Raw genomic sequence first — 20,850 nt, 5'->3', positions numbered from 1 at the left:
CCTAACTTTGATTCCATTTATTAAACTTAAAATCAAAGTGGTACTCCGATGGTTTGGAATTCTTTTGCAGGGAGGACCTTTCCGCTTTGGATTAAAAAGATATAGCAGTAGTAGAACCATTTGCATTTGGTCCGAAGAATCGAAACTCACACTTCCTATACTTTCTTCTCCGCTCAAAGAAGGAAAACTCCATAACCTTCAAATTGCCATTACACGAATGAACAACAAGGTTCTGTTTCCAGGGAAAATTTTTTCTTTTTGGTATGAAATGGGAGAACCCTCAATCAAAAAAGGATTCAAAGAAGGAAGGGTGATCCGAGGAGGTCAAGTCAGTTCAGAAATTGCAGGTGGCCTTTGTCAATTGTCAGGAATTATTTATTATTTATCCTTAGAACTTGGTTTAGAAATTTTAGAACGTTTCCCCCACTCCCGCGATTTATACAATGAAGACACAAGGTTTACACCTCTGGGAACGGATGCATCCGTTGTATACCCGACCAAAGATTTACGTATCAAAAATACATTGTCTTTTCCTCTGTATTTTTCTTGGGATCTGAACGAATCTGAACTTACGTTTCGCATCCAATCTCCATTACCCATCAAACGTAATAAATTATATTTTAAACAAACAGAAAAAAATGGATTTTCGAATGTTCAAGTTTTTGTACATTCAGAAACAGATGACAAACCCATTCTTTGTTCCTCTGATGATTACAAATTATAAAAAACCAGGTTTTGTTTTATTTATTTTTCTTTTGATTGTTTCGTTACAACTAGCAGTCCAACTAAGTTCTCCATTTGCTTACGGAGCTGATGGATATTATTATGCAGCCCAAGTCAATTCCTATCTAACCAAAGGAAGGTTCTTTAGCCCCGACTCCTCTCCTATTTTATATGGACTGGTTTTATTTTCCAAACTGGGAACAAACATCGTCATCACAAACAAAGTTTTTGTTTCTTTACTCGTTGGGTTTTTGTTTTTAGCAGGGTATAGATTGGCAATCTCACTCAGCCAGAATTTTTTCCTATCTGTCCTTTTTGGACTCGTTCTTGTCTCTTCTTCCTATATTCCCCATTTCAGTTTTAACTTTATTAAAAATCTAGGTGGGATTGTTTTTTTTATCTTATTTTTAACAGAACTTTGGATTTTAGAAAAGCAAAAGAACAAAGCCAAACAAATCAATTATTTACGATTGGCACTCTGTTTTGTTTTGGTTTTCCTGAGCCATAAAATCACAGCAGGAATCTCTTTACTTCTTTTATTGCCTTGGGTTTGGAAACAAGTTCCCCTTTCCAAACACAGTCGTATCCTCATCCTTTTGGTACTACCTCTTTGTTTGGTTGGAGTTAGTTTTTTATTTCCCAATGTTTTGCATTGGAAGGACTTAAAAACTGTTTTACTAGAAGATTTAGAATTTCAATTCCTTTCTCCTTTTTATAAGTACTCGCAGATTTTTCACGAATTTTTGTGGGAACAAATTCTTTTCTTTTTTTCACCTTTGCTATATTGGATTACTAGACCAAATTTAGACAATGAATCAAAAGTTTTTTACGACAAGGTTGTTGTCTTATTTTTTTTCCTTTCACTGCCTATCTTTAGTTATACGGCATTTAGTTTTCCATTTCGTTTGTTTCTTTTGATTTTTATTCCTGCAAACCTTCTCCTACTCCCAACTCTTTCAAAAATCAAATCGAAATCTGCCATTGGAGTTTTGTGTTTATTCTTATTTTTTTACCAATGGTTCACAATGAACCGAGAAAAAGATTTTAACAACCAAGACTATAAACTCTATTCGATTCTCCTTCCCTTATTACAGATTCCGAAAGAGTCACTTATCATCGTTCACCAAGGTTTTGATTATTTTATTTGTTACAATAAGGCGGGAGATGCCTTTCATTTTTTACCCGAAAAGAAACACAAAAATAGAACTATTTTTAGAATCGCGTATGGAGTATCCGCCTCTGAATATAAAAAGTATCTTCCTCACGGAACCAAAATTCAATATTTACCTGGATTTTATTCTGTATTAGAGGAAAGTAGCTGGCAGGAGTTTTTAACACAACTTCCTGCCGATTCGAAAAAAAGAATTTTGAATTGGAAAAATCCGCATACATATCGAACGAGTACGATGTTACGCAATGAGTCTTTTAAGGTGAAGAATAAGAAGATTTAGCAAAAGCATATTCGCTTTTACAAATTTCCTCTTTTTCCTTTTTTTCATGTATCAACAAAAGATTGTCACCACAAACCGCAAAGTAAATCTCCTCTTTTCCAGCGACAGGATAGGTGCTTAACGAAACCAAATATTCGTCAGAATCGGTATATTCAAAATAAGCATTATTATAGGCGGTTCTTTCTTCTTCCGTTTGCGGAAATTGGATAAAAACCGATGGGCGAATCAACCTAGATTTTGTATCAAAAACTAAGTGGTCGGCATAAACATCAAACACACCTTCTAACTTTTCGTTGATTCCGGAATACGAATTGAATTTTCTATAAACGAAACTTTCCCCATCAAACTCAATAGTATCTGTACATTCCATTCTATCGGGCAATTTACAGAAAACAAAATTTCCCTGCACAGCCGCAATCATGGCATCTCGTGATTCAACTTTGGTGTGGGAAAGATAGCCACCGAAAACCCATCCTGTGATTTCTGTGGATTGCACCTTATACCAGTAAGCGGTAAGTCCATCAATATCCATATCGCTTTCGGAACGTTCTAAAACCTTTACTTCATCACCTAGTTTTAGTTTCCCCACTTTTTCTCCATCTAAACTTGGTGTTTTTCTCGCATTGAGGACAGTGGCAGAAATAAAAGCATTTTTACCCACTTCAATGGATGGAGACTTTTTACATTGAAACAAAAAAAGGCAGGTAAAAAAAATTAGAAACAGTTTCTTCATGAAGGAAAGATTGGTTTTTGTGAGAAAATTTGGCAAGAAAAAATGTGTTTCCTTTTCGGAAGAAATACCACCTAATTTTAAATAGGTGGTATATATTAAATATTAAATGGCAAGATCTATTTGGTAAATAAGGAAGCCAAAGAAGATAGTTGAGAAGTTATATCTCCACTTGGTTCTTTTCCATCAGGAGAAAGTTTATCAATCACCATCGGCAATAAATTTCCAATGAGGCCTGCTGTAGCTTCTGAATCCAAACCTACTTTTTTTGCAAGTTCCTGAACAGAGTCACTCCCCAAAACCTTCATAACATCGGATGCATTTAAATTCACATTTTCCCCAGTTCCAACCCAAGAAGTTGCGGCTTCTGCAAACCCTTTGTCTTTGAACTTTTGGACAATTCCAGAAACTCCGCCATTCTCTTCTATGATCTTTTGGATTCCAGATACAACTTGAGGATTGTTTTGGACTAGCTCCACTGCCTGAGCTGCGACGGCTTTCAAACTTTCAAAAAAACTCATAGAAAAAACGATGATTCAAAAATCTGTAAAAGAAAGTTCTTTTTTAAAAATTTCGGCGCAGTTTCCTAAGTATTTTTCTTTAAAGAACCCAATAATTTATTGCATTCCCACTCACTTAAGCGAAACATCAATCCAATGTTAGTTGTAATGAATTATGAAATATAGAACATCCAACCAAATACTGAACTTACGACTAATAACACTAGGCATCTCTTTATTTCTGCTTAATTGTTGGGCAAATCCCCTCACTCATCCACCAATCGAATGTTTGATGAAACTTTCCAATTCGTTCTGCCCAGATAAAAATCTTTTGGAAAAATGGTCACCTTATATTTTTTTATCTCTACTTCCTGAATCTAGTGTAACCATCTCTAACCTAACAAACCACTCCATTGTAGAAACAGGTTTTGTTGTGGGGACAGCACCGGCCGGCCATCCCTTCGTCAATGTTTGGACCGATGATATTCGACATACAGAAGTTCCCATTATCGATGGAACCTGGCGTTATCCCTTACCAGCAAGAGCAGTCACAAACACCTTTTGGACCTACGGAAGTCTCCATTCGATTTCAGTTCATTTACCATTCGAAAAACCAAAAACCATCCAAGTAAGAATGGGAACCAATCATGATACCGATGGAGATGGGTATCCCGATTTGATTGTGTCGGCGACACCTGCTAATAATGTCCAAGGATATGGTTATGTGTATCGAACTAATTCGTTAACGAAGCAACTAACAACATCACCCGTGACTACGCTAACGGACGGACAAACTACTGCAACCTATTTCGGATGTCGTATTGGATCAGGAGACTTTAATGGAGATGGATATGCAGATATTTTAGTTGGTGCACAAGCCTTTATTGGTGCAATAGGAAGGGTCTATGTATTTTTAAGCAAGGGCCAGCAAGGCATCCCTTCTCAAAATCTAAATACAGGGGGATCTGCCGATGCGATTCTGGATGGAGTGACTGGTGGTGGAAGATTTGGAACAAATATCATCGGAGCAGATATCAATCGCGATGGTTATGATGACGGGATTTTTGCATCGCCATGGGAAAACGAATTATTTATTTTCTATAGCCAAGGTACAAATGCATTTTCATCACTAAACACGAATTCAGCGAATTTTGTTTTTAAAAATCCTTTCCCAGCAAATCCAGATGATAATTTTGGCACGTACGCTTATGCAGGGGATGTCAATGGAGACGGCTTCCTAGATTTAGTTGTCAGTGCAGCAACCCATTCCTCTGATTTAGGTAGGATTTATATTTTTGTATCCAACCAAGGAACTTTGCCGAACCAACCACAACAATTTCTATACCCACCCACAAATCCAGCACCAGGATGTGCGGGAGGTTGTCGGTTTGGAACTAATTTCGCATTAGATTATTTCAATTCCGACAAATGTATTGATTTAGCTGTTGGTGCACCTACCTTCAATTCAAACCAAGGAATTGTCTTCGTATACCATTCCTCTTGTGATGCCACAAATCCCTATTCAAATCCACCAGTAGCAACACTCATTGGCCCTCCCACAAATAGTTGTAACGGTAATAATTGTTCCTTCGGAGGTAACCTAGCTTCCGGCGATACCAATGGTGATGGATTGCCCGATTTACTAATAGGAGCCACAGGTGCTAGTTCCGGGATCGGTGACGTTTATTTAGTGTTAAATGACCCAAACACAGGATTACGCAATATGAATCTAAGTGCTGGGGGAGCGGCAGATAGTTTATTTTCAGGTTCGATCGCGAATCGTAACTTTTCTCAGGGACTTCAGTTCCAAGACACCAATGCGGATGGCCTCCAAGACATTGTCATCTCAGAACCACTTACCACAAATCTAGTGTATACTTTTCATAGCATACGAGGTGGTGTTCCCGCAAGCCAAAACTTAAATGGACCAACGGGCGTGACAAGCCAAACCCTCGCCCCACCGGCAGGAAATTCCTTGGGAAATACGATTGCAGAGTTGAGAATCAAGGCAGAAGATTATCTTTGGGCATTGGTAACTAAAACGAAAGTATATTTCGGATGGATTTAGTTAAAAGTAGATTGCATCGTGTCCTCTGGCCGCCTCGCGGTCGTTTGGTGGTCCATTAATCCACCGGGCTTAAGCGACCGCGCTTTACGCTCCAATCTTTTGCTAGTGCAAAAGGATTTCCGCTGCAATCGCTGGCGGGGGCCTCAAACCAAGATCATCCTTAATTTTTGGAATGGAACCCCACCCGGTTTCCTTCAGAATCAATGACTAAAGCATAGTACCCCATCTCTGGATCAATTAAGGTTTTTGATAAAAGAATTTTACCACCACTTTTCTCTACTTGGTCCAAAGCCGGTTGTAAATCCATACCAAGATTCAAATAAACTAATACACCATTTTTTGTAGGAGTATAATCTTTTCCTTTAACAATTACAACATTGACCGATCCATTTTCTGCTGGTAAAACACCCATTTCCGTACCACCCATAGTCATTCTTTCTATAGTAACGCTGAGGATAGCTTGATAAAAGATTATGGCTCTGGATAAATCAGAGGCGGGAATTTCCACAATTGATATTGTATTTTTCATTCTGTAATCTCCAACTTTCTCTGTAACTGCACCAAATTGACTTTCTTCTTTACAAGAAGTCAATCCCAATCCCCACAATAATATAATGGTCGTTGTGATGTATTGTTTCATTAATTATTTATCCTTTTGATTGCATTATGATACAATAGAAAGTAATCTACAAATTGTAAAAAAACGACATATCTATCGTTTTTATAAAATAATGAAGAAAGCAACATTCCATCATCGCCAATAAACTGTTTTGGACTTAAACCTGTAAATTCCTTAAAATCTTTAATAAAATGAGCCTGATCAAAATAATTACTTTCATAGGCAATATCAGTTAATTTTCCAGATTGCCTGTGAATCAGAATTTTTAATGCTGCTTGCATCCGAATAATTTTTGCTAACTTTTTGGGACTGAGTCCAATTTGTTTTTTAAATTTTCTTTCTAGTTGCCTTCTGCTTAAATTTCCTTCACCCAAAATTGAATCAATGGAATCATAACCTTTAGATTCTAAAATAGTATCGATGGTATTTTTTAGGATTCGATCTGAAGTAATTTCATCTCGGAGTTTTGTTGTAAGAGAATCTTCCATAACTCGAATGCGAGTGGGTGTATCGTAAGCCTTACGAATTTGATTCTCTAGTTCTCTTGCAGAGTTGAATCCAAACAATTGATCAAGAGTAATTTCCCGGTTAGCATAATGATCCATTGGTTTATCTAAAAAATTAGCGATGCCATAAGGAAAAAATCTCACAGAAAAAGTGTTCACAGATCCCGTAGGTTTTATATAAAACGGTTCCGTGATTTGGCCTATAAAACAAGCCCACGGTTGAATCACAAATTCATAGTCATTCGTAAACCGCTTAATTGGATCTCCAAAATTAAATGCCAATTCCATACAACCGTCAGGGACAATTCGTTGTTTGGAATAAGGACTCGAATCCTCTACAACCAATGTCCAAAAACATTTTATCAAAGAACTCAAATCAAGTGATGGAGAAAATGTCTCGTAAATCAAACAAGTCTCGCTATGAGGAAAATTTTCATGTTTTAAAAGTTACACTTTTCAGTTAAATATTCTTACATCATTTTGCAAGATAAAACGGCACCATCCCACTGAACTTTACGAACAATCGAATTATTATCATTCAGGATATTACTCACAAAATATAATTTCATTGCTTCCGCACAAGACCAGTAGCCTACACCTGAATCATCTGGTGACTTACATACAGAAAAAGCGACAAACAATAGCAGTATCAATTTGAATCCGAACATATATATCTTTTTACTTTAAAAACAGATACTATCAATAGAATTTAAAAAAACATTCATTCTATAATAGAACAAGAAACCATGTCAACGATTCCGCACAAAGACAAACATTTTAACACACAAAACAACAAATTATTTCGTTATGCGGGTAAAATGGAATTTCACAAAAACAACTTAACTTTAACCGAGCATGGAATAAAGACACAAAGGAATGATCTATATTTTTATGAGATAGGTTTCTTAGGGACTGTAAGGTTTCTACTGAATTAAGAAATCAACCGAGTTAGGCTTCCCGTTTGAAGCGGAATGGTTTTTCTTTTCGCAAATGATAGAACTTAAGTATCATTTCAATTTTGCTCCAGAACTAACCTCTTTCGCTGCAAACACTTCCTTTCGTTTGCCTTCCTGGCAAACTTGCACAAACTATGACTTCCTATCGTTCGTTATAGTTTCTGATCGCATCACTGTTCCCTTCCCTCAGTTGGTACCAATTTGAATGTTATAATTGTTTTGAGAAAGTGTTGTTATGCGGGCGGAGGGACTTGAATTCCTAGGCTGGGATTATGTAGCATAAAATTGAAGTTAACTATGGTTAGCGTTTTTCCGTATTTTAAATATGGAAAAATTAAAACTCTCTAATATTCTAAATCTTCCTGTTAGCAAAAGAGAACTCAACAGGTTCTTATCCTTTTATAAGTCGCTTAACGGTAAACAAATCACCTCAGAAGCTATCATCCGTTATCTTCTCACACGAAGACAAGCTGGTATCACTTCTAAAACTTTGAAGGCAGACAAATCTGCTATTTTGCACTGCCTAAAAATCCTCTCCCTTGGTTCAGAAAAATCACAACTCGAACTGACTAAGATCCGATCCATTGTGCATGAATCAGTAAAACTCCATTGCCCACCTACCAGAATTAGAGAAACCGATTTAATCTCTGAATCGGAAATGAAATTATTTATGAAGCAAGCCCCTTTACGGCTACGACTGATTGCATACTTCCTATGGACTACTGGCCTTAGACCTCACGAACTTTTAAACCTAAAATGGAAAGACGGAATTCAAAAAGGCGAGTTTGTAGAATTCACATTAAAGGGCAAGGGAGAAAGGATCCGACATATCTTAGCACCTTCTGAACTTGTCGCAAAGCTATTCCCTACCTTCCAATCCAAAGACTATCTATTTGCAAATTTAAAGGGAGAACAACTTACTCAGAACGCACTAAACAAAATGTTTTCTCGTTATGGAGTAAGGATCTTAGGAAGAAGAGTTTTCCCCTATTTGTTCAGACATACCTTTGCCACCTCACAAATCAAAGCTGGTATCGATATCGGAGCAATCTCCGAATTTATGGGAAACTCACCTGAACTCTTAGTAAGGGTATATCTCCACTCATCTATGAAAGCAGACTCAATCATGAACCAATACCAACGTATAGCATAACAAAGGATAAACAAAAAAAATGAAAATAGAAACTAACGGGAATCTTCTGTCTTTTCCAATGAGACATAACGCCTTAAAGCCATGCTCTCGATGTAAGAGAGTAACAAACCTATTTCAATACAATCTATGTAGGGTTTGTCTGAATCAAGATTTCAAAGATATCAAAGAAGAATTTGCAAAGCATGGAGTAACATTCTGATGATTGAACTCGTACAAAAAGAACTTCAAAAATCGATCCCAGCCAAATATTACGAAGGCTTTTTCTCAAGGATGACTCTTGTTAAAATGAATGAGTCTAGAATTGTTTTCGGATTAGAAGGATCGGGAGCTTCCACAACAAAGAAGCATATTGAAAACAAATATTTCAATGAACTTGAATCAGCCGTTTCCTCTTCGGTTGGAAAAAGGAAAATTGAAATCCTTGTATTAGAAAAAATAGATACAACGAAAACACCGAAGCAATCTGATAAAATCGATTATGACGGCGAAGTTCACAAGGTAGAATCATATTTAAAAGATCATCTTACGATTCGTTATAATGTTTTAAATCGATGTCTCGAACACAAACCAAAAGGAATGAAAGATTATATCCTTTGGAGTGATCGGGATTTCTCCGACCTTTATTTAAACCTAAGAAGACAGAAAGAATTTAAGTATGTTTCGAGAGATACTCTCCTTGCTATACTTACTTCTAGTTTTGTTCCTTCTTTCCATCCAGTTAGAGAATACTTCCCTTCTATTGCAGACCAATGGGATGGGAAGACTGATTACATAGGTCAAGTTTGCTCATGTGTCAATGTAACGAATGATATCAAGTTTAGACAATTCTTTGAAAAATGGCTTTTCGCTTCCTTGCATACATTGTATTCAGAGAGACCATTTAAGAATGAATACTGCTTGATCTTCCAAGGTTCGCAAGGCTGGTTTAAATCTACTTTCATCGATGGACTAATTCCAAAGGCACTCGCACCTTATTATAACTCAAGAATTCCAGAGAATTTAAAATCAAAAGACTTGGTAATCATGGCTTCAAGTGTTTTCATTTGGAACCTCGATGAAATCGACAGTATCACAAGAAAAAAGGAAGCGGCTGAACTTAAACAGTTCTTATCCAATTCGGTAGCCATCGAAAGAGCGGCTTACGGTCGCAATATGCAATCATGGACTAGGATATCAAATTTTCTAGGTGCATGTAACAAAGTTGAATTTCTCATCGATGAGACTGGAAACAGGAGGTTTATTGTCTTCTCACTTGCCGAAGCTATCAAGATAAACAAATTCCAAAAGATACCGATTGAAAAGTTTTGGGCACAAGTTTACTGCAAATACAAAAAAGCAAAAACTTCTCAGATCTATATGTCACCAGAAGAGAAGTTAGCCATTGCAGCTAACAACTTACAATACGAATATCATAACAATGATTATGAAATCATTCTTAAATATTTCCAAATGCTTCCTTTAAACCAATATGATTCTAAAAACAAAAATCATCAATGGTTGAGTGCAACAGATATCTTTTTATTCATCCACTCAAAGCATCCAACTTTTAAAATGAACACTGCCTGGATTGGAAGAGGATTGATGCAACTAAAATTCGAGAAAAGAAGAACCAATGCAAATGGTAAACAATTTCTCGTTTCAATCCAAAATCAAAAAAATTAGCCATGTCGGCATGTCGGCATTTTCAGAAAAACTCTAGGATTTGAAAAATGGAAATAAAACAGGAAATCAGATTTAGTCATCGATATTTTAAACTAAAGACTCTTGGTGGCTATGTAGACGAGGCTCATTTACTTGCCGTTATTCGAATTGATCTTGAGGATCTTCCAAAGACTTTCAAAACATTTGATTGCATCCATCCAGAAGGGAAATATCCGCTTCCTGACTTTGGCGAGTATATGCTATTGCTATTTCAAAAATCAGGATGGTGGTCTTTGTTTCCTACCCTTCGGAGATATACTCCAAGCAAGTTCGAATATTACAACGGTCTCATAGGACAAACTTTCAAAGTAATCATTAAGGAGTAACGCATGACAAAGACTAAAAGCAAACAGGCTTATCAGGAATCATCCGAACTAAAACCAGTATGGGCCAATGAATTGGAAAGAATCAATATCAATATCGAAGTCTTTCGTAACAAAGTTGGTAATTTGATTTATGCTCTCAACTCAACTCAGGTTGAACTTGAAAAGCTAATAGCACTTAGAACGAAGCTCCTAGAGGAAAGGAAACAACCAGGGTTAGGTTTAAAAGCATGAACGTCGATTTATCTGAACAAGAGTTATATCATATTACTTTGGGACTTAGGACTGTTTACGAATACCAAAAGAAAATTATCGAAAATGCAGAAAGGAACAAACAATGGAACCTATTCATAAAAATTGATAAATTAAAATCAAATAATAATGAAGTAAAAAAGACTCTAGAGAAGTTCCATTTGCTCACATTACCAAAAAAGGAAGGTGAAATAAATGTCGCCGAATGATCTTCTAAATTGGAATACTTTCCGTATTTCCTGCCTAATCGCTTCAGTTTTTTTCATCTTAGCTTTAGATGAATATCTAAACAACAACAAACCAAAGTAGCTTTCTACTTGACAGAATTTCATCCATTGCCTTGGACTTAGGCAATGGAAATGAAACTCACACAAAAACCCCTAGAATCTTACATTCAAACTGTTAAAGAAGTCTTTAGGCTTTCGAATAAATATTTCAAAGATCTATTAGAGTTCAACAAGAACGGAAAACCAATTGCATCATTTGAACCGATTGAATTTTTCAAATACGTTCAAGATTGCGAATATGTAAAGGATCCTCCTGGAATTGAATTCGTAAACAGGCCCAAGATATCCTTGTTATTAGCTGGTAGCGGTCATCCTTTCGATTGCGATGATAGAACCATTCTTTCTCTTGCCTATTTCAAACTAAGAAACTATACACAAAAACTTTTAGGAAGAGATGAGTTGTTTGATTATAGAGTGTTAGTTGTCGGCAAGACAGATAGGCCTCATCACATATACATAGAGTTCAAAAATAAAGCAGATTCGAATTGGATTCCTTTTGATCCGACATACCCTTATAATGTATTTGGAGTAACACCTTTCACACCCGGCTTTATAAAAATATTTTACGAAAACGATCTATAAACATAGATTATATAAATAATTATTTTTATCAAAATTATATATAGCTGCTGTTAGGTTTTTTATTCCTTGTACTATTTGTGTTGGTGATTATAGGTATGTTAAGTCATGCAACCAACTCTAATGACACTTGAAGGGAATCGATCCGAAAGCGATTTGATTCTAATCCCTCAGACCAAAGAACATAAGGCGGAGGGTGTTTATCTATTTGGAGATAACCAAACAGGGAAACAATTTAAAGTTTCTCTTAATGGCGATTCTATCAAACAGCTTGAATACTCTCCGCTATATCGTCAGTATCTACCTTCAAACAATGGATACGTCGAAGCTAAAGAATCCTTTATGGATGAGGATGGAGTTCTTTGGCATTCAGACAAAAATGGATTTCTTTTAGGATGTTCTGTTTGTGTCAGCAATCAAACTCTTGCAGGTGACGAACCTGAAATTTTCTACCATTTCAATTTAGATGGATCAATGGCAGGTTATTCCTTGCCAGACCAAAGCGGACGTTATGTGACGCTTTCCGGTGTTGATGAACTCGGATTCTTTAAAGGTCTTAAAATGCCTTCTTTTAAGGCTCCTAAGATCAGTATGCCTAAGATGAGCTTTCCGAAAATTAGCCTGCCTAAGTTTTCAATGCCAAAGATATCAATTCCAAAATTACCTAAGATCAGTATGCCAAAATTAAACACAAGTGGAATCACTAAAGGGATTTCAAATGTTGGTAAAAGTATTTCCAAAGTTGGAAGTAAGATTGGTCAAGCTGTCGATACTCATTTTCAAAAAGTTGGCGAAGCTGTTTCAAAGGCTGGTGAATTCGCAAGCAGTATCGTTTCCACTGGTATGAATGTCGTATCCAATTTGATGCCAGGTGGACAACAACAAGCAATGGAAGAGGAAGATCCTTATGCCCAAGATCCATACGCAGAAGATCCTTATGCAGGGCAAACGCAGGAACAGCCAATGGACTTTACAGTTCCAGGATACCAAGACGAACAAGGATACACTGCCAGCGATGGGATGTATTATTTAAACGATGGAACGGGTTTTCTCAATCCTCAGACCAATGAATGGTTTAACATGGATGGAACTCCTTACGGCTCTACAAATCAATCCTATGAGCAAATTTATACTGATTCACAATACCTCTACGGGGAAAACGCTGAGTTAGGCTTTCTTCCAGCTTTGGCGGCTGCACTTCCTATGATGTCGGCTGCAATGCCAATGATGCAAAATATGATGCCTGCAATTCAAACTGCAGTGCAAAAACCAAAGAAGCCTGATAACTCAGCTTTGTTACTTGCAACTCTTAATAAACTGACAGCGGCTAAGCAAAATAACCAACCTGTAGCAGTGAGAAAGGCTCCTACACCTCCTCCTCGGATACAACCGCAAGTTCAAAGTCAAAATACAAATGTAATTTCAAGATCTTTACCGGCTCTTCCTCCTCCTCAACCAGCCAAATCAGATGATAACAAAAACCTTATCATGTTCGGTGGATTAGGTGCATTGGCTTTAGTCGGTGTCTTGCTATTAAAAAAATCTTAAACAAAGGACACAAGGAATGAGTGCTAGAAAACCAAGAACACCAAAGTTCCCCAAAAAACCTAAATCGAATAATCCTGAAGCACTTGAGCGATGGGTAAAGCGGTGTAGTGAACTCCGATCGGACTATGATAAAAAATACTCCGAATGGAAAAAGAAAAACGATCGTATCAAATCTTTGATCGAGAAAGGCAACAAGGCCAAGGCAGTAAAATAAGATGAGCAAACAAGTAGTTGAATCAGTAAAACTCGCAACTTCAGGGACTATCTCATTCTTGATTACAAGAGCAATTGCCAAAGCCGACGCTGTAAGAAAAATGGGTGAGGATAAATATCCTGGTGTGGCCCCAGCTTTGGTATCTGGCGGAATTTTCGCTGGTGCAGTCAAGATGGGAAAAAACATCAAAGATGGTGCTATTCGAACAGGCGTTATCGTCGGAACTGGTGTTGCAACAGGTATTGCAATTGCAAACGTTGAGAAGGTAAAAGCAAACCTACCCCCTTCACTTCAAAATCTTTTAGCTGGTGATAGTTCTCCTTCCAATGCAGTTGTCGTTGGTTCTGGTGAACTAGAACAAATGGTAAGTGCAGAAGCTCATCGAATTGCAAACAAAGCTTTAACCGATGCAGGTTTTGTCATAGAAAATCAAAATCATTCACAACCTACAATTACAGATTCAGTATCTGAATCAACTGTAGATGGTGATGATGATATCTATTTCGTTGGACAAGATGAAGATATCTATTCCTCAATGATATAGATCTTTAATCGCTTTCGGTTCGGTTCCCTTCAAGTGTTAGGTGTTGGTTGCAAATAACCTAGTAAGGTAACAAAATGAATCCACAAGAAAAAAAAAACACAGACAAAGTTCGTAGTGTAATCGAACAAGGAAAACTGTTTGATACAAAACAATCGGCTTTCAAATGGGAAGCGACATCTTCAAAGTTCAACGTTTTTGGCGGTGAAGAAATCCGTAAAAACTATCCTGAACTTGCTCTATACAATACGAGCGGTAAAAACCCTTTCGATGGGAACAAAGGATCCACATTAGGAATCAAATTCTATTCAATGGGTGAAAACTTTGAGCCTTTTGATTTAGCTGGTCCTAGTTTTGATTTTGCTCCACTGAAAGCACTCAACAAAGTTCTCAACCTTTCAAAAGTGAAAGTGACTCTTGGCAAGGATGAAGTTCGTTCATTCTTCTTGGCAGAAGCTCACGATCCAATTCCACAAGTAGTAAATCACTTGAGAGTTGGAGCTGGTATCACACCTGCAAACGTAACAACTGCAGCCGTTCTTCCGCCTCCTGGTTCTATTGAAAACGAAAGAAACATCATTCGTTTACCTTTAAAACTTCAAGATGGACTTACCCTTAAATTTGAGGGTGAACTCTTGGGAGGAATCCAAGCAGGAGCTGCTCTTGCAAACACTTTCTTGGTAGCAAGACTCTTTGTTATCGAAGAGAAATCAGAAAACAAGTAACTTAACTTAGGTGAGTCAAGACAAGGCTCACCTTTTACGAGGATATATGAAAGACTCAAATTCAAAATCACTAAATCATTTTAATTTTATGTCTGGAACATCGAAAGCGATTCCAGCAAACTCAAATTCTTTCCAAAGGGCAATTGTTCTAAGTAGTGCAAAGAACATAAGGAAAAGAGTTCACGGTATTGTAATTCGTTACAAACCAGGACTTGAAACTTGTGGAGTCCAAATAGAATCATTTTCTATCAAAAATTTAATCAAAGGATATTTGCCGTTAGGTGTTCTTGGATCCCAATTTAATACACCAGGCTTTCGGATATTTCCTTTTCTAGGTCGAAAACCCATCATTAAAGGAAACGAGCAAATTGAGATAAAAATCCAAACAAAAGGCCAGGCCATCGAGGAAGACGATGTTTCTTGTTCTTTGTTAGTCGAGGAAATTGTTCACGATGATGGAGAGCAAGAGAAGAAAAACCCGTTCTATATTCTAGCAGGTATTTCCGATAGCGTAGGATTAAATCAAACCGACAAGAAAGCAATCCTCCTTGCAAACGACTTTAGTTCGGACGTGAAAATTCATGGATGGGTAATGAGATACAAAGAAAACCTTGATAAGTTAAAATTTGATATCTATTCATCAAACTTACAAAGAACAGGCGGAATTATTGAAGGGCCAATGTCATTTGCCGTAGGCGGTGCTCCTTTTGGATCCCCTGCTTTTGATATGTTTCCTATACCAGGTAAAAAACCTGTTTTTGAAACAAGCGATAGTTTAGAGATTCAAGTTACTACTAGCTCTACAACTCAATTGAACGCTTTGGAATTAGGAATTGCTTTAATCGTAGAGGCTATCTAATGCAAGCTAGTGTTTCACATCAATTTGTTTACGGTCAATCTTACAGAAGGCAAGACCAATTGCCTTCACCCGATGATTTTCCTAGATATACAGAATTTTCTTCAATAACAAAAGTATCTGTAGAAAAAGCAAAATCAGTCAGAGTAAGTAATCCCATTTTCATGGTGAGCACCTTTCGTTCTAAGTTAGCAGTTAGAACAGGAGTTCAACTAGCTATGTTCTTAGCGAATGAGAATATAGAACAAGTTTTCAACGATTCATTTCAAAAGCTTTTGGATCCAAATTTAGGAGCCTATGCAATCACTCTAAATCCAGGTGAAGAATTTCCAAATATAATAAAACCTGAAGTAGTTCAATCTCAAGAACCATTTATAGTTTGTTATAATACAATTCCTGAATTTGCAGACTTCCCCACAAATTCAATTAACAATCGATTGGAAGCAAAAACAAGTAAGATTGTTTTAGACAATAATCAAAAGAGAAACCTTGTAAGTATTCATCAGATTCAATCGGCTACCTTTTCCACTAATAGTGACATTGTAGTAGAGAATACAGACGGTTTTGAGTTTCTCTATCTTGTTCCATACATAGACCTTTTGCAAAGAACAGAAATCACACTTTCGGGAAGAATAAATTTCATGTTGGAGTATGCAAGATGATATTCTTTGAATATGAAGGACTAGGCATTCCTTACGTTTTTGAGTGGGGAGATCTAGTTTTTTCAGATAAAAACGGAACTCCAATTGGTAGAGATTTTTCTGGATATATTCTAGACGAAACAGACTACCTATCCTTAGCAAATGCACTTACTGACTTTTCAACGCTTCTTGGAAATGAAATTTCAGCACGTTCGGAAGGAGATGAATTTCTTCAGGAGCAGCTATTCCTTTTAGATGAAAGAATAAACAACTTACTTTATGACCCTGTTGACAATTCAGATATCATGGATGGTGCAAGAAAATATGTAAGTGATTTTATTGAAGTATTCTCAACGGATCAAGTGGACGGTTTAAATCAGAAATTTGCACTTTTTACAAATGTTTTAAACGGGAAAATCTCTGACATTACTGCTTCTTTAGTAACTGGAATTATTATTGATAAATCGAATCCAGCCTTTCCTATAATTACGCAAAACAGACCTTTATGGGATGAGATCAGAAACAAACCGGCTGCATACCAACCGATTTTACATAATCACGTTATCGATGATATTTCTAATCTTCAAATTTTGTTAGATGCAAAAATACCTTTAACTCAAAAAGGAGCAACAAACGGTGTTGCTTCGTTAGATGGTTCTGGTAAAATTCCAGCTTCACAGATTCCTATTTTTAATCCTACTTTACAAATCGTAAATACGATAGCCGAACGAAACGCACTTTCACCAACAGGAAATCTTCCTGTGTATGTAAAAAATGCAACGGCTGATCCAACTGTTCTAACAGGTGGCGCATTCTATCTTTATGAACTAACTTCGACAACTTGGATAAAACTTTCCGAAATGGAAGCAATGGACATTATCCAATCCTGGTTTAATATTATTGATAAACCAACAACTTTTCCACCCGATCCACATGGCCACACAATAGCTAACATCACTGGATTACAAATCGCTTTAGATGCAAAACGTGGGCTTGGGAATATTCCTGGAAACGAAATCGATCAGAACTCAACTCACCGCTTTGTTAGTGATTCGGAAAAAACTCTATGGAATAATACAATTCATAACGCTGGGAATATTTCTGGTTCTCAATTATTCGCGGGTTTCAATTCTAATAGAACGTATAAAGCTACCATTATAGGCAATACAACATTTGATGAAATCTCTGGTGGAGTAGAAGGAAATGTTTATTTAATGGTTTTCCTTCAGGACTCGACAGGAGGAAGAACTATAAGTTTTCCATCTTATGTAGAGATTCCAACGGGTGAAGCTCCTGATCTTGGGGCAAACAAGAAATCAATTCTTACAATGTATTTCGATGGAACAAACTATTTAGGTTCCTGGAAGAAGGGATGGTCTTAGATGTTAGCTGCCCTTTTAACAGTATCACAAGCATTAATCGGATATTCAAATGTATCCTATGAAAGTAAAAGTGTTACCCCTGGACACTACGAATACTTTGTCCCTGTTCAAGGAACCCATTTTACAACCTTTGGTGAAAATATGGGAACGATTGGCATTCAAACAGTTTCCCCTTACGAAGTTTACGACCCTTCTCTTGGACTCGAAGTATGGAGAGCTTACCCGGCCATCTTTACTACTATCTCAGGTTATCCAGGTTCAAATCAGTGGGGAAGACGATGGATACCTGAAACAATCAATTGGAATCCCAGTGGTGATGTTGGTTACAAAACATTAGCAGAATGGAACTCACTCCAAGCAGATGTCACAGCCGGCACAAAACGAAATCTTATAGGAACACCGGTTTACCAATAAAATGGAAATAGGAATCAAAGAACTAATCGGAATCATTATCGGAGTCTCAATTTATTTTGTAAGAAACGAGAATCTAAAAGGAATCCTTAAATTAAAAGAAGAAACAAACGAAAAGATTCAAGCTAACAAAGACCTAATCATTGAGGTCAAAAATGAGAATGAGAAATCAAACGAAAGAGTCATATCGAAACTTGGAAACATAGAAGATGATGTAAAAAGAACTGAAAACTCAATCAAAACATTTGCAGGCGAATCTTCGGCAACAAGAGAGTTAGTTATAAAAATATATGAAGAAGTGATGGGAATCGGTAAAAATAAATCTCAGAGGAGGAGTAAGTAATGGCTTTATCATGGGGGATTTGTTTACCAGGCGGAGCGGTTCAAACCGGAAGAAAGGTAAGATTTGCAATTGATTATAAATCTTTTCCTTTCAATCCAGTGATTACCTCTTCAATGAGATCAAGGTATGGATTCGTAGACAATAGAGATAAAAAAAGAATGTCAATTTTAGTAAATCCTCAACTTACAAGAAGGTGTGATTTCACAACTAAACTTATGACAGAGGATCCTATTGCAGAAATCTTTTTTAATGAATTCATTGATTCTCAACTAGTAAACCTTCCTCAAAGAAATCTAGTAACAAGCCTTATCAGTTACTATGTATTCGATGAGTCAGGAACAGACATTCCTTTAGTTCCAAACAAAGATGATATAACTTCTGCAACGGGAATGGATGAGCTTTCAAACACATTAAAATCCTTTGGGTTTCCAATTCTCATTATTGGTGGTCTCTACTTTGGAAGACCTTACTTAAAAAAATTATTTAAAAAGAAGGGAAAGAGATAAATGAACGCTTGGATACCGATAGGAATTGTTTCCTTGTTTTTTTTTTGCAAAACTCACAAAGGAGGATCCGCAAAGTGATAGATCCTAAACAAAGAGAAAGAATCAAATCTTTCATAGCCAATCAATATAATGTAAACTTTAACGAGTGGGTAGTTGTCGGAATTAGAGGTGGCCTTCCGAATGAGAATGGAATCATTATTCAAAACTCAAATGCAAATGATGAGTGGAATGATACAATCATTCGAATTAAGAATGATACTGCCTTAGCATACCAAGGCACACTAGACGCAGGCAAGAAATGGATCGATGCTCCAATGAATCCCAAAGGAACTTTCCGAATAGGTGAAGGATTACATTACTTTGGCCCTGGTTTACATGATAACAAACCTGCCTTCAGAGCTATGTCGAAACTATTTGGATCCCGTGATTCAAACAAAGATGGTAAGTGGAATTCTGCAGACCTACAAGTTACAGAAGCTTATCCAGGTGAATTCGGAGTTAATATCCATGCAATGTATAGAGACGGGAAAGTTTATGGCAATTCTGCAGGATGTCTAGTCTTAAAGCATTTCTGGAATTCAACTGATTGGAATGAATTCAAAACTTCTCTTTATAAATTACAGAAGTTTCCTGTGGTTATAGTTAATGCAGAAAGGATAACTTAAATGAAAAAGAGAAATAAAAAAACAGAGTTTTCTTTTAATGATCTAAGCTTCAGAATCCCTGGAATAGTTATTCTAACTTTTTGTATAATTGCGGAATTCACAATCATACTATTAGGAAGATCCTCACAAGTTCATTTAACAGAAAACATATCATTCCCAGGTTTCTTAGCTTTGGGAGTTGTTGGCCTTATAATGTTCATAATCCCTTACATTCTAATGGGATACGATATTTATAAGAAAGAAAAAGAAACAAAGAATTGGATTGATAAACAAAATTCTAAAGGAGAATAAAATGTTACTATCACTTGGATCAAAAGGCCCATTAGTTGCCACTTTACAAAACAACCTTACTCGCTTAGGTTTTATTTTAAAACCAGATGGAATCTTTGGCACTGCAACTAAAGCAGCGGTCATTGCATTCCAGAAAAAACACGGTCTTGTTCAAGACGGAATCGTTGGCCCTGCTACAAATAGTAAGATCACATCCGAACTTTCAAATGTGAATCCAGTAACTGCAGTTTATAACACAATGGTGTTACAACCAAAGCCAACGGATCCAGTTCCAGCAACGAATACCAGTCCCCCTACATCTCCCCTTCCGATTTCAATTCCACCCGTTCAAATGCCACCGTATGTAGTAACACCTGATAAACCTCAGACAGAGGCAAAAAGTGGATCCTCCTTACTTCTTTGGTTTGGAGTTGGTGCAGCTGCTTACTTTGTGATGAAAAAATAATGAAACCTATTTTAATAATTGGCTACATTGTATTTTCAATTGTCTTCTTTCCCTTTTGTTCTTCTCTAGAGAAACAGGAGGGAAGCATATCAAGGCAAATATCACTAATCGAAGATATCGAAGCTCATCTGCCTGAACCAGAAAGGAAACGATTTCAAAAGTTTAAAGAAAATCTAATCCAAGAAGATAAGATCATAGATAAAGCTTTATCAGATTCGAAAAAATTAGCTGTGAAAAGCCAGGAGATGGCAATAGAGAAGTCTGAAGACTCTGGCAAATGGAAAGGGATTAGAAACCTAATTATCTCGCTAGCAATTGCATGGTCTGTTTATTCGGTTATAAAATAAAAGAGAAGATTTCCTTTCCTTGGAAAGTTTCATAAAAACTCCGTAAACCAAGGATCCTTTTCGATCCTTAAAAAAATCACACTCAAC

The 20,850-nt window shown here is 36.8% G+C and carries 27 protein-coding genes; 22 read left to right on the top strand and 5 right to left on the bottom strand.

From position 1 onward, the window contains the following. The first annotated feature begins 7 nt into the window (after nt 1-7). The gene (locus EHR07_RS04915; protein ID WP_135744049.1) at nt 8-724 is read left to right on the top strand and encodes a VanW family protein; all 717 of its coding nucleotides are present in this window, start codon (nt 8-10) and stop codon (nt 722-724) included. Beyond that, on the top strand, nt 651-2,174 hold the full coding sequence (locus tag EHR07_RS04910) for a hypothetical protein (RefSeq protein WP_238777729.1): 1,524 nt from the start codon (nt 651-653) through the stop codon (nt 2,172-2,174). Before EHR07_RS04915 ends, EHR07_RS04910 begins: the two co-directional genes overlap by 74 nt. On the opposite strand, the gene EHR07_RS04905 is transcribed toward EHR07_RS04910, so the two are convergent. Together EHR07_RS04905 and EHR07_RS04900 are read right to left on the bottom strand one after the other, a co-directional pair. Beyond that, a complete protein-coding gene (locus EHR07_RS04905) occupies nt 2,149-2,907 on the bottom strand; it encodes an SH3 domain-containing protein (protein ID WP_135744047.1) in 759 nt (252 codons plus the stop codon). The two genes, EHR07_RS04910 and EHR07_RS04905, sit on opposite strands and share 26 nt — an antisense overlap. A 116-nt stretch (nt 2,908-3,023) precedes the next feature. Continuing rightward, entirely contained in the window at nt 3,024-3,425 is a 402-nt protein-coding gene (locus EHR07_RS04900) for a YidB family protein (protein WP_135744046.1), read from the bottom strand. 271 nt (nt 3,426-3,696) lie between these two features. On the opposite strand from EHR07_RS04900, the gene EHR07_RS04895 reads away from it, so the two are divergent. After that, a complete protein-coding gene (locus tag EHR07_RS04895) occupies nt 3,697-5,472 on the top strand; it encodes an FG-GAP-like repeat-containing protein (protein ID WP_341867199.1) in 1,776 nt (591 codons plus the stop codon). Nucleotides 5,473-5,632: 160 nt separating this feature from the next. Here EHR07_RS04895 and EHR07_RS04890 read toward each other — a convergent pair whose 3' ends face one another. The 3 genes from EHR07_RS04890 to EHR07_RS04880 all read right to left on the bottom strand — a co-directional run bounded on the left by EHR07_RS04890 (nt 5,633) and on the right by EHR07_RS04880 (nt 7,265). Continuing rightward, nucleotides 5,633-6,112, bottom strand: coding sequence for a VOC family protein (locus tag EHR07_RS04890; protein ID WP_135744044.1), 480 nt, complete (start codon nt 6,110-6,112; stop codon nt 5,633-5,635). Then, complete coding sequence (locus EHR07_RS04885) at nt 6,112-7,005, bottom strand: AraC family transcriptional regulator (RefSeq protein ID WP_135744043.1); 894 nt, start codon at nt 7,003-7,005, stop codon at nt 6,112-6,114. The genes EHR07_RS04890 and EHR07_RS04885 overlap by 1 nt, the downstream gene beginning before the upstream one ends. Before the next feature lie 62 nt (nt 7,006-7,067). After that, a complete protein-coding gene (locus tag EHR07_RS04880; protein WP_135744042.1) occupies nt 7,068-7,265 on the bottom strand; it encodes a hypothetical protein in 198 nt (65 codons plus the stop codon). A gap of 613 nt (nt 7,266-7,878) precedes the next feature. Between EHR07_RS04880 and EHR07_RS04875 the strand changes: the two genes are divergently transcribed. The 19 genes from EHR07_RS04875 to EHR07_RS04785 all read left to right on the top strand — a co-directional run bounded on the left by EHR07_RS04875 (nt 7,879) and on the right by EHR07_RS04785 (nt 20,763). Beyond that, entirely contained in the window at nt 7,879-8,706 is an 828-nt protein-coding gene (locus tag EHR07_RS04875; RefSeq protein ID WP_135744041.1) for a tyrosine-type recombinase/integrase, read from the top strand. A gap of 198 nt (nt 8,707-8,904) precedes the next feature. After that, the gene (locus EHR07_RS04870; RefSeq protein ID WP_135744040.1) at nt 8,905-10,368 is read left to right on the top strand and encodes a VapE domain-containing protein; all 1,464 of its coding nucleotides are present in this window, start codon (nt 8,905-8,907) and stop codon (nt 10,366-10,368) included. Between the two features lie 47 nt (nt 10,369-10,415). Then, nucleotides 10,416-10,733 (top strand): hypothetical protein, encoded by a 318-nt coding sequence (locus EHR07_RS04865; RefSeq protein WP_135744039.1) that lies wholly within the window; start codon nt 10,416-10,418, stop codon nt 10,731-10,733. 3 nt (nt 10,734-10,736) lie between these two features. Next, nucleotides 10,737-10,964, top strand: coding sequence for a hypothetical protein (locus tag EHR07_RS04860; RefSeq protein ID WP_135744038.1), 228 nt, complete (start codon nt 10,737-10,739; stop codon nt 10,962-10,964). Then, on the top strand, nt 10,961-11,191 hold the full coding sequence (locus tag EHR07_RS04855) for a hypothetical protein (protein ID WP_135744037.1): 231 nt from the start codon (nt 10,961-10,963) through the stop codon (nt 11,189-11,191). The genes EHR07_RS04860 and EHR07_RS04855 overlap by 4 nt, the downstream gene beginning before the upstream one ends. Before the next feature lie 150 nt (nt 11,192-11,341). Further along, nucleotides 11,342-11,851 carry a hypothetical protein gene (locus EHR07_RS04850; protein ID WP_135744036.1) on the top strand — a complete coding sequence of 170 codons (510 nt, stop codon included), beginning with the start codon at nt 11,342-11,344 and terminating at the stop codon, nt 11,849-11,851. 105 nt (nt 11,852-11,956) lie between these two features. Continuing rightward, complete coding sequence (locus EHR07_RS04845) at nt 11,957-13,396, top strand: hypothetical protein (protein ID WP_135744035.1); 1,440 nt, start codon at nt 11,957-11,959, stop codon at nt 13,394-13,396. A gap of 215 nt (nt 13,397-13,611) precedes the next feature. Next, a complete protein-coding gene (locus EHR07_RS04840) occupies nt 13,612-14,154 on the top strand; it encodes a hypothetical protein (protein WP_135744034.1) in 543 nt (180 codons plus the stop codon). A 74-nt stretch (nt 14,155-14,228) separates the two neighbouring features. Beyond that, nucleotides 14,229-14,876: a hypothetical protein gene (locus tag EHR07_RS04835; RefSeq protein WP_135744033.1), complete on the top strand. Its 648-nt coding sequence runs from the start codon at nt 14,229-14,231 to the stop codon at nt 14,874-14,876. A 46-nt stretch (nt 14,877-14,922) separates the two neighbouring features. Beyond that, nucleotides 14,923-15,735, top strand: a complete 813-nt coding sequence (locus EHR07_RS04830; protein ID WP_135744032.1) for a hypothetical protein — start codon at nt 14,923-14,925, stop codon at nt 15,733-15,735. After that, nucleotides 15,735-16,394 carry a hypothetical protein gene (locus EHR07_RS04825; protein ID WP_135744031.1) on the top strand — a complete coding sequence of 220 codons (660 nt, stop codon included), beginning with the start codon at nt 15,735-15,737 and terminating at the stop codon, nt 16,392-16,394. Before EHR07_RS04830 ends, EHR07_RS04825 begins: the two co-directional genes overlap by 1 nt. Next, nucleotides 16,391-17,755 carry a hypothetical protein gene (locus EHR07_RS04820; protein ID WP_135744030.1) on the top strand — a complete coding sequence of 455 codons (1,365 nt, stop codon included), beginning with the start codon at nt 16,391-16,393 and terminating at the stop codon, nt 17,753-17,755. Before EHR07_RS04825 ends, EHR07_RS04820 begins: the two co-directional genes overlap by 4 nt. Then, nucleotides 17,756-18,169 (top strand): hypothetical protein, encoded by a 414-nt coding sequence (locus EHR07_RS04815; protein ID WP_135744029.1) that lies wholly within the window; start codon nt 17,756-17,758, stop codon nt 18,167-18,169. It abuts the gene before it with no gap. 1 nt (nt 18,170) lies between these two features. Then, nucleotides 18,171-18,509, top strand: coding sequence for a hypothetical protein (locus EHR07_RS04810; RefSeq protein ID WP_135744028.1), 339 nt, complete (start codon nt 18,171-18,173; stop codon nt 18,507-18,509). Continuing rightward, entirely contained in the window at nt 18,509-19,015 is a 507-nt protein-coding gene (locus EHR07_RS04805; protein ID WP_135744027.1) for a hypothetical protein, read from the top strand. Before EHR07_RS04810 ends, EHR07_RS04805 begins: the two co-directional genes overlap by 1 nt. Before the next feature lie 74 nt (nt 19,016-19,089). Then, nucleotides 19,090-19,680 (top strand): hypothetical protein, encoded by a 591-nt coding sequence (locus tag EHR07_RS04800; protein WP_135744026.1) that lies wholly within the window; start codon nt 19,090-19,092, stop codon nt 19,678-19,680. Beyond that, entirely contained in the window at nt 19,681-19,971 is a 291-nt protein-coding gene (locus tag EHR07_RS04795; protein ID WP_135744025.1) for a hypothetical protein, read from the top strand. 1 nt (nt 19,972) lies between these two features. After that, entirely contained in the window at nt 19,973-20,416 is a 444-nt protein-coding gene (locus tag EHR07_RS04790; protein ID WP_135744024.1) for a peptidoglycan-binding domain-containing protein, read from the top strand. Next, complete coding sequence (locus EHR07_RS04785; RefSeq protein ID WP_135744023.1) at nt 20,416-20,763, top strand: hypothetical protein; 348 nt, start codon at nt 20,416-20,418, stop codon at nt 20,761-20,763. The genes EHR07_RS04790 and EHR07_RS04785 overlap by 1 nt, the downstream gene beginning before the upstream one ends. Nucleotides 20,764-20,850 lie beyond the last annotated feature (87 nt).

This window comes from Leptospira bandrabouensis, from assembly GCF_004770905.1.
Taxonomy (GTDB): Bacteria; Spirochaetota; Leptospiria; order Leptospirales; family Leptospiraceae; genus Leptospira_A; species Leptospira_A bandrabouensis.
The sequence above is the reverse complement of the archived record's forward strand: the minus strand, read 5'-3'. Positions and strand labels throughout refer to the sequence as shown.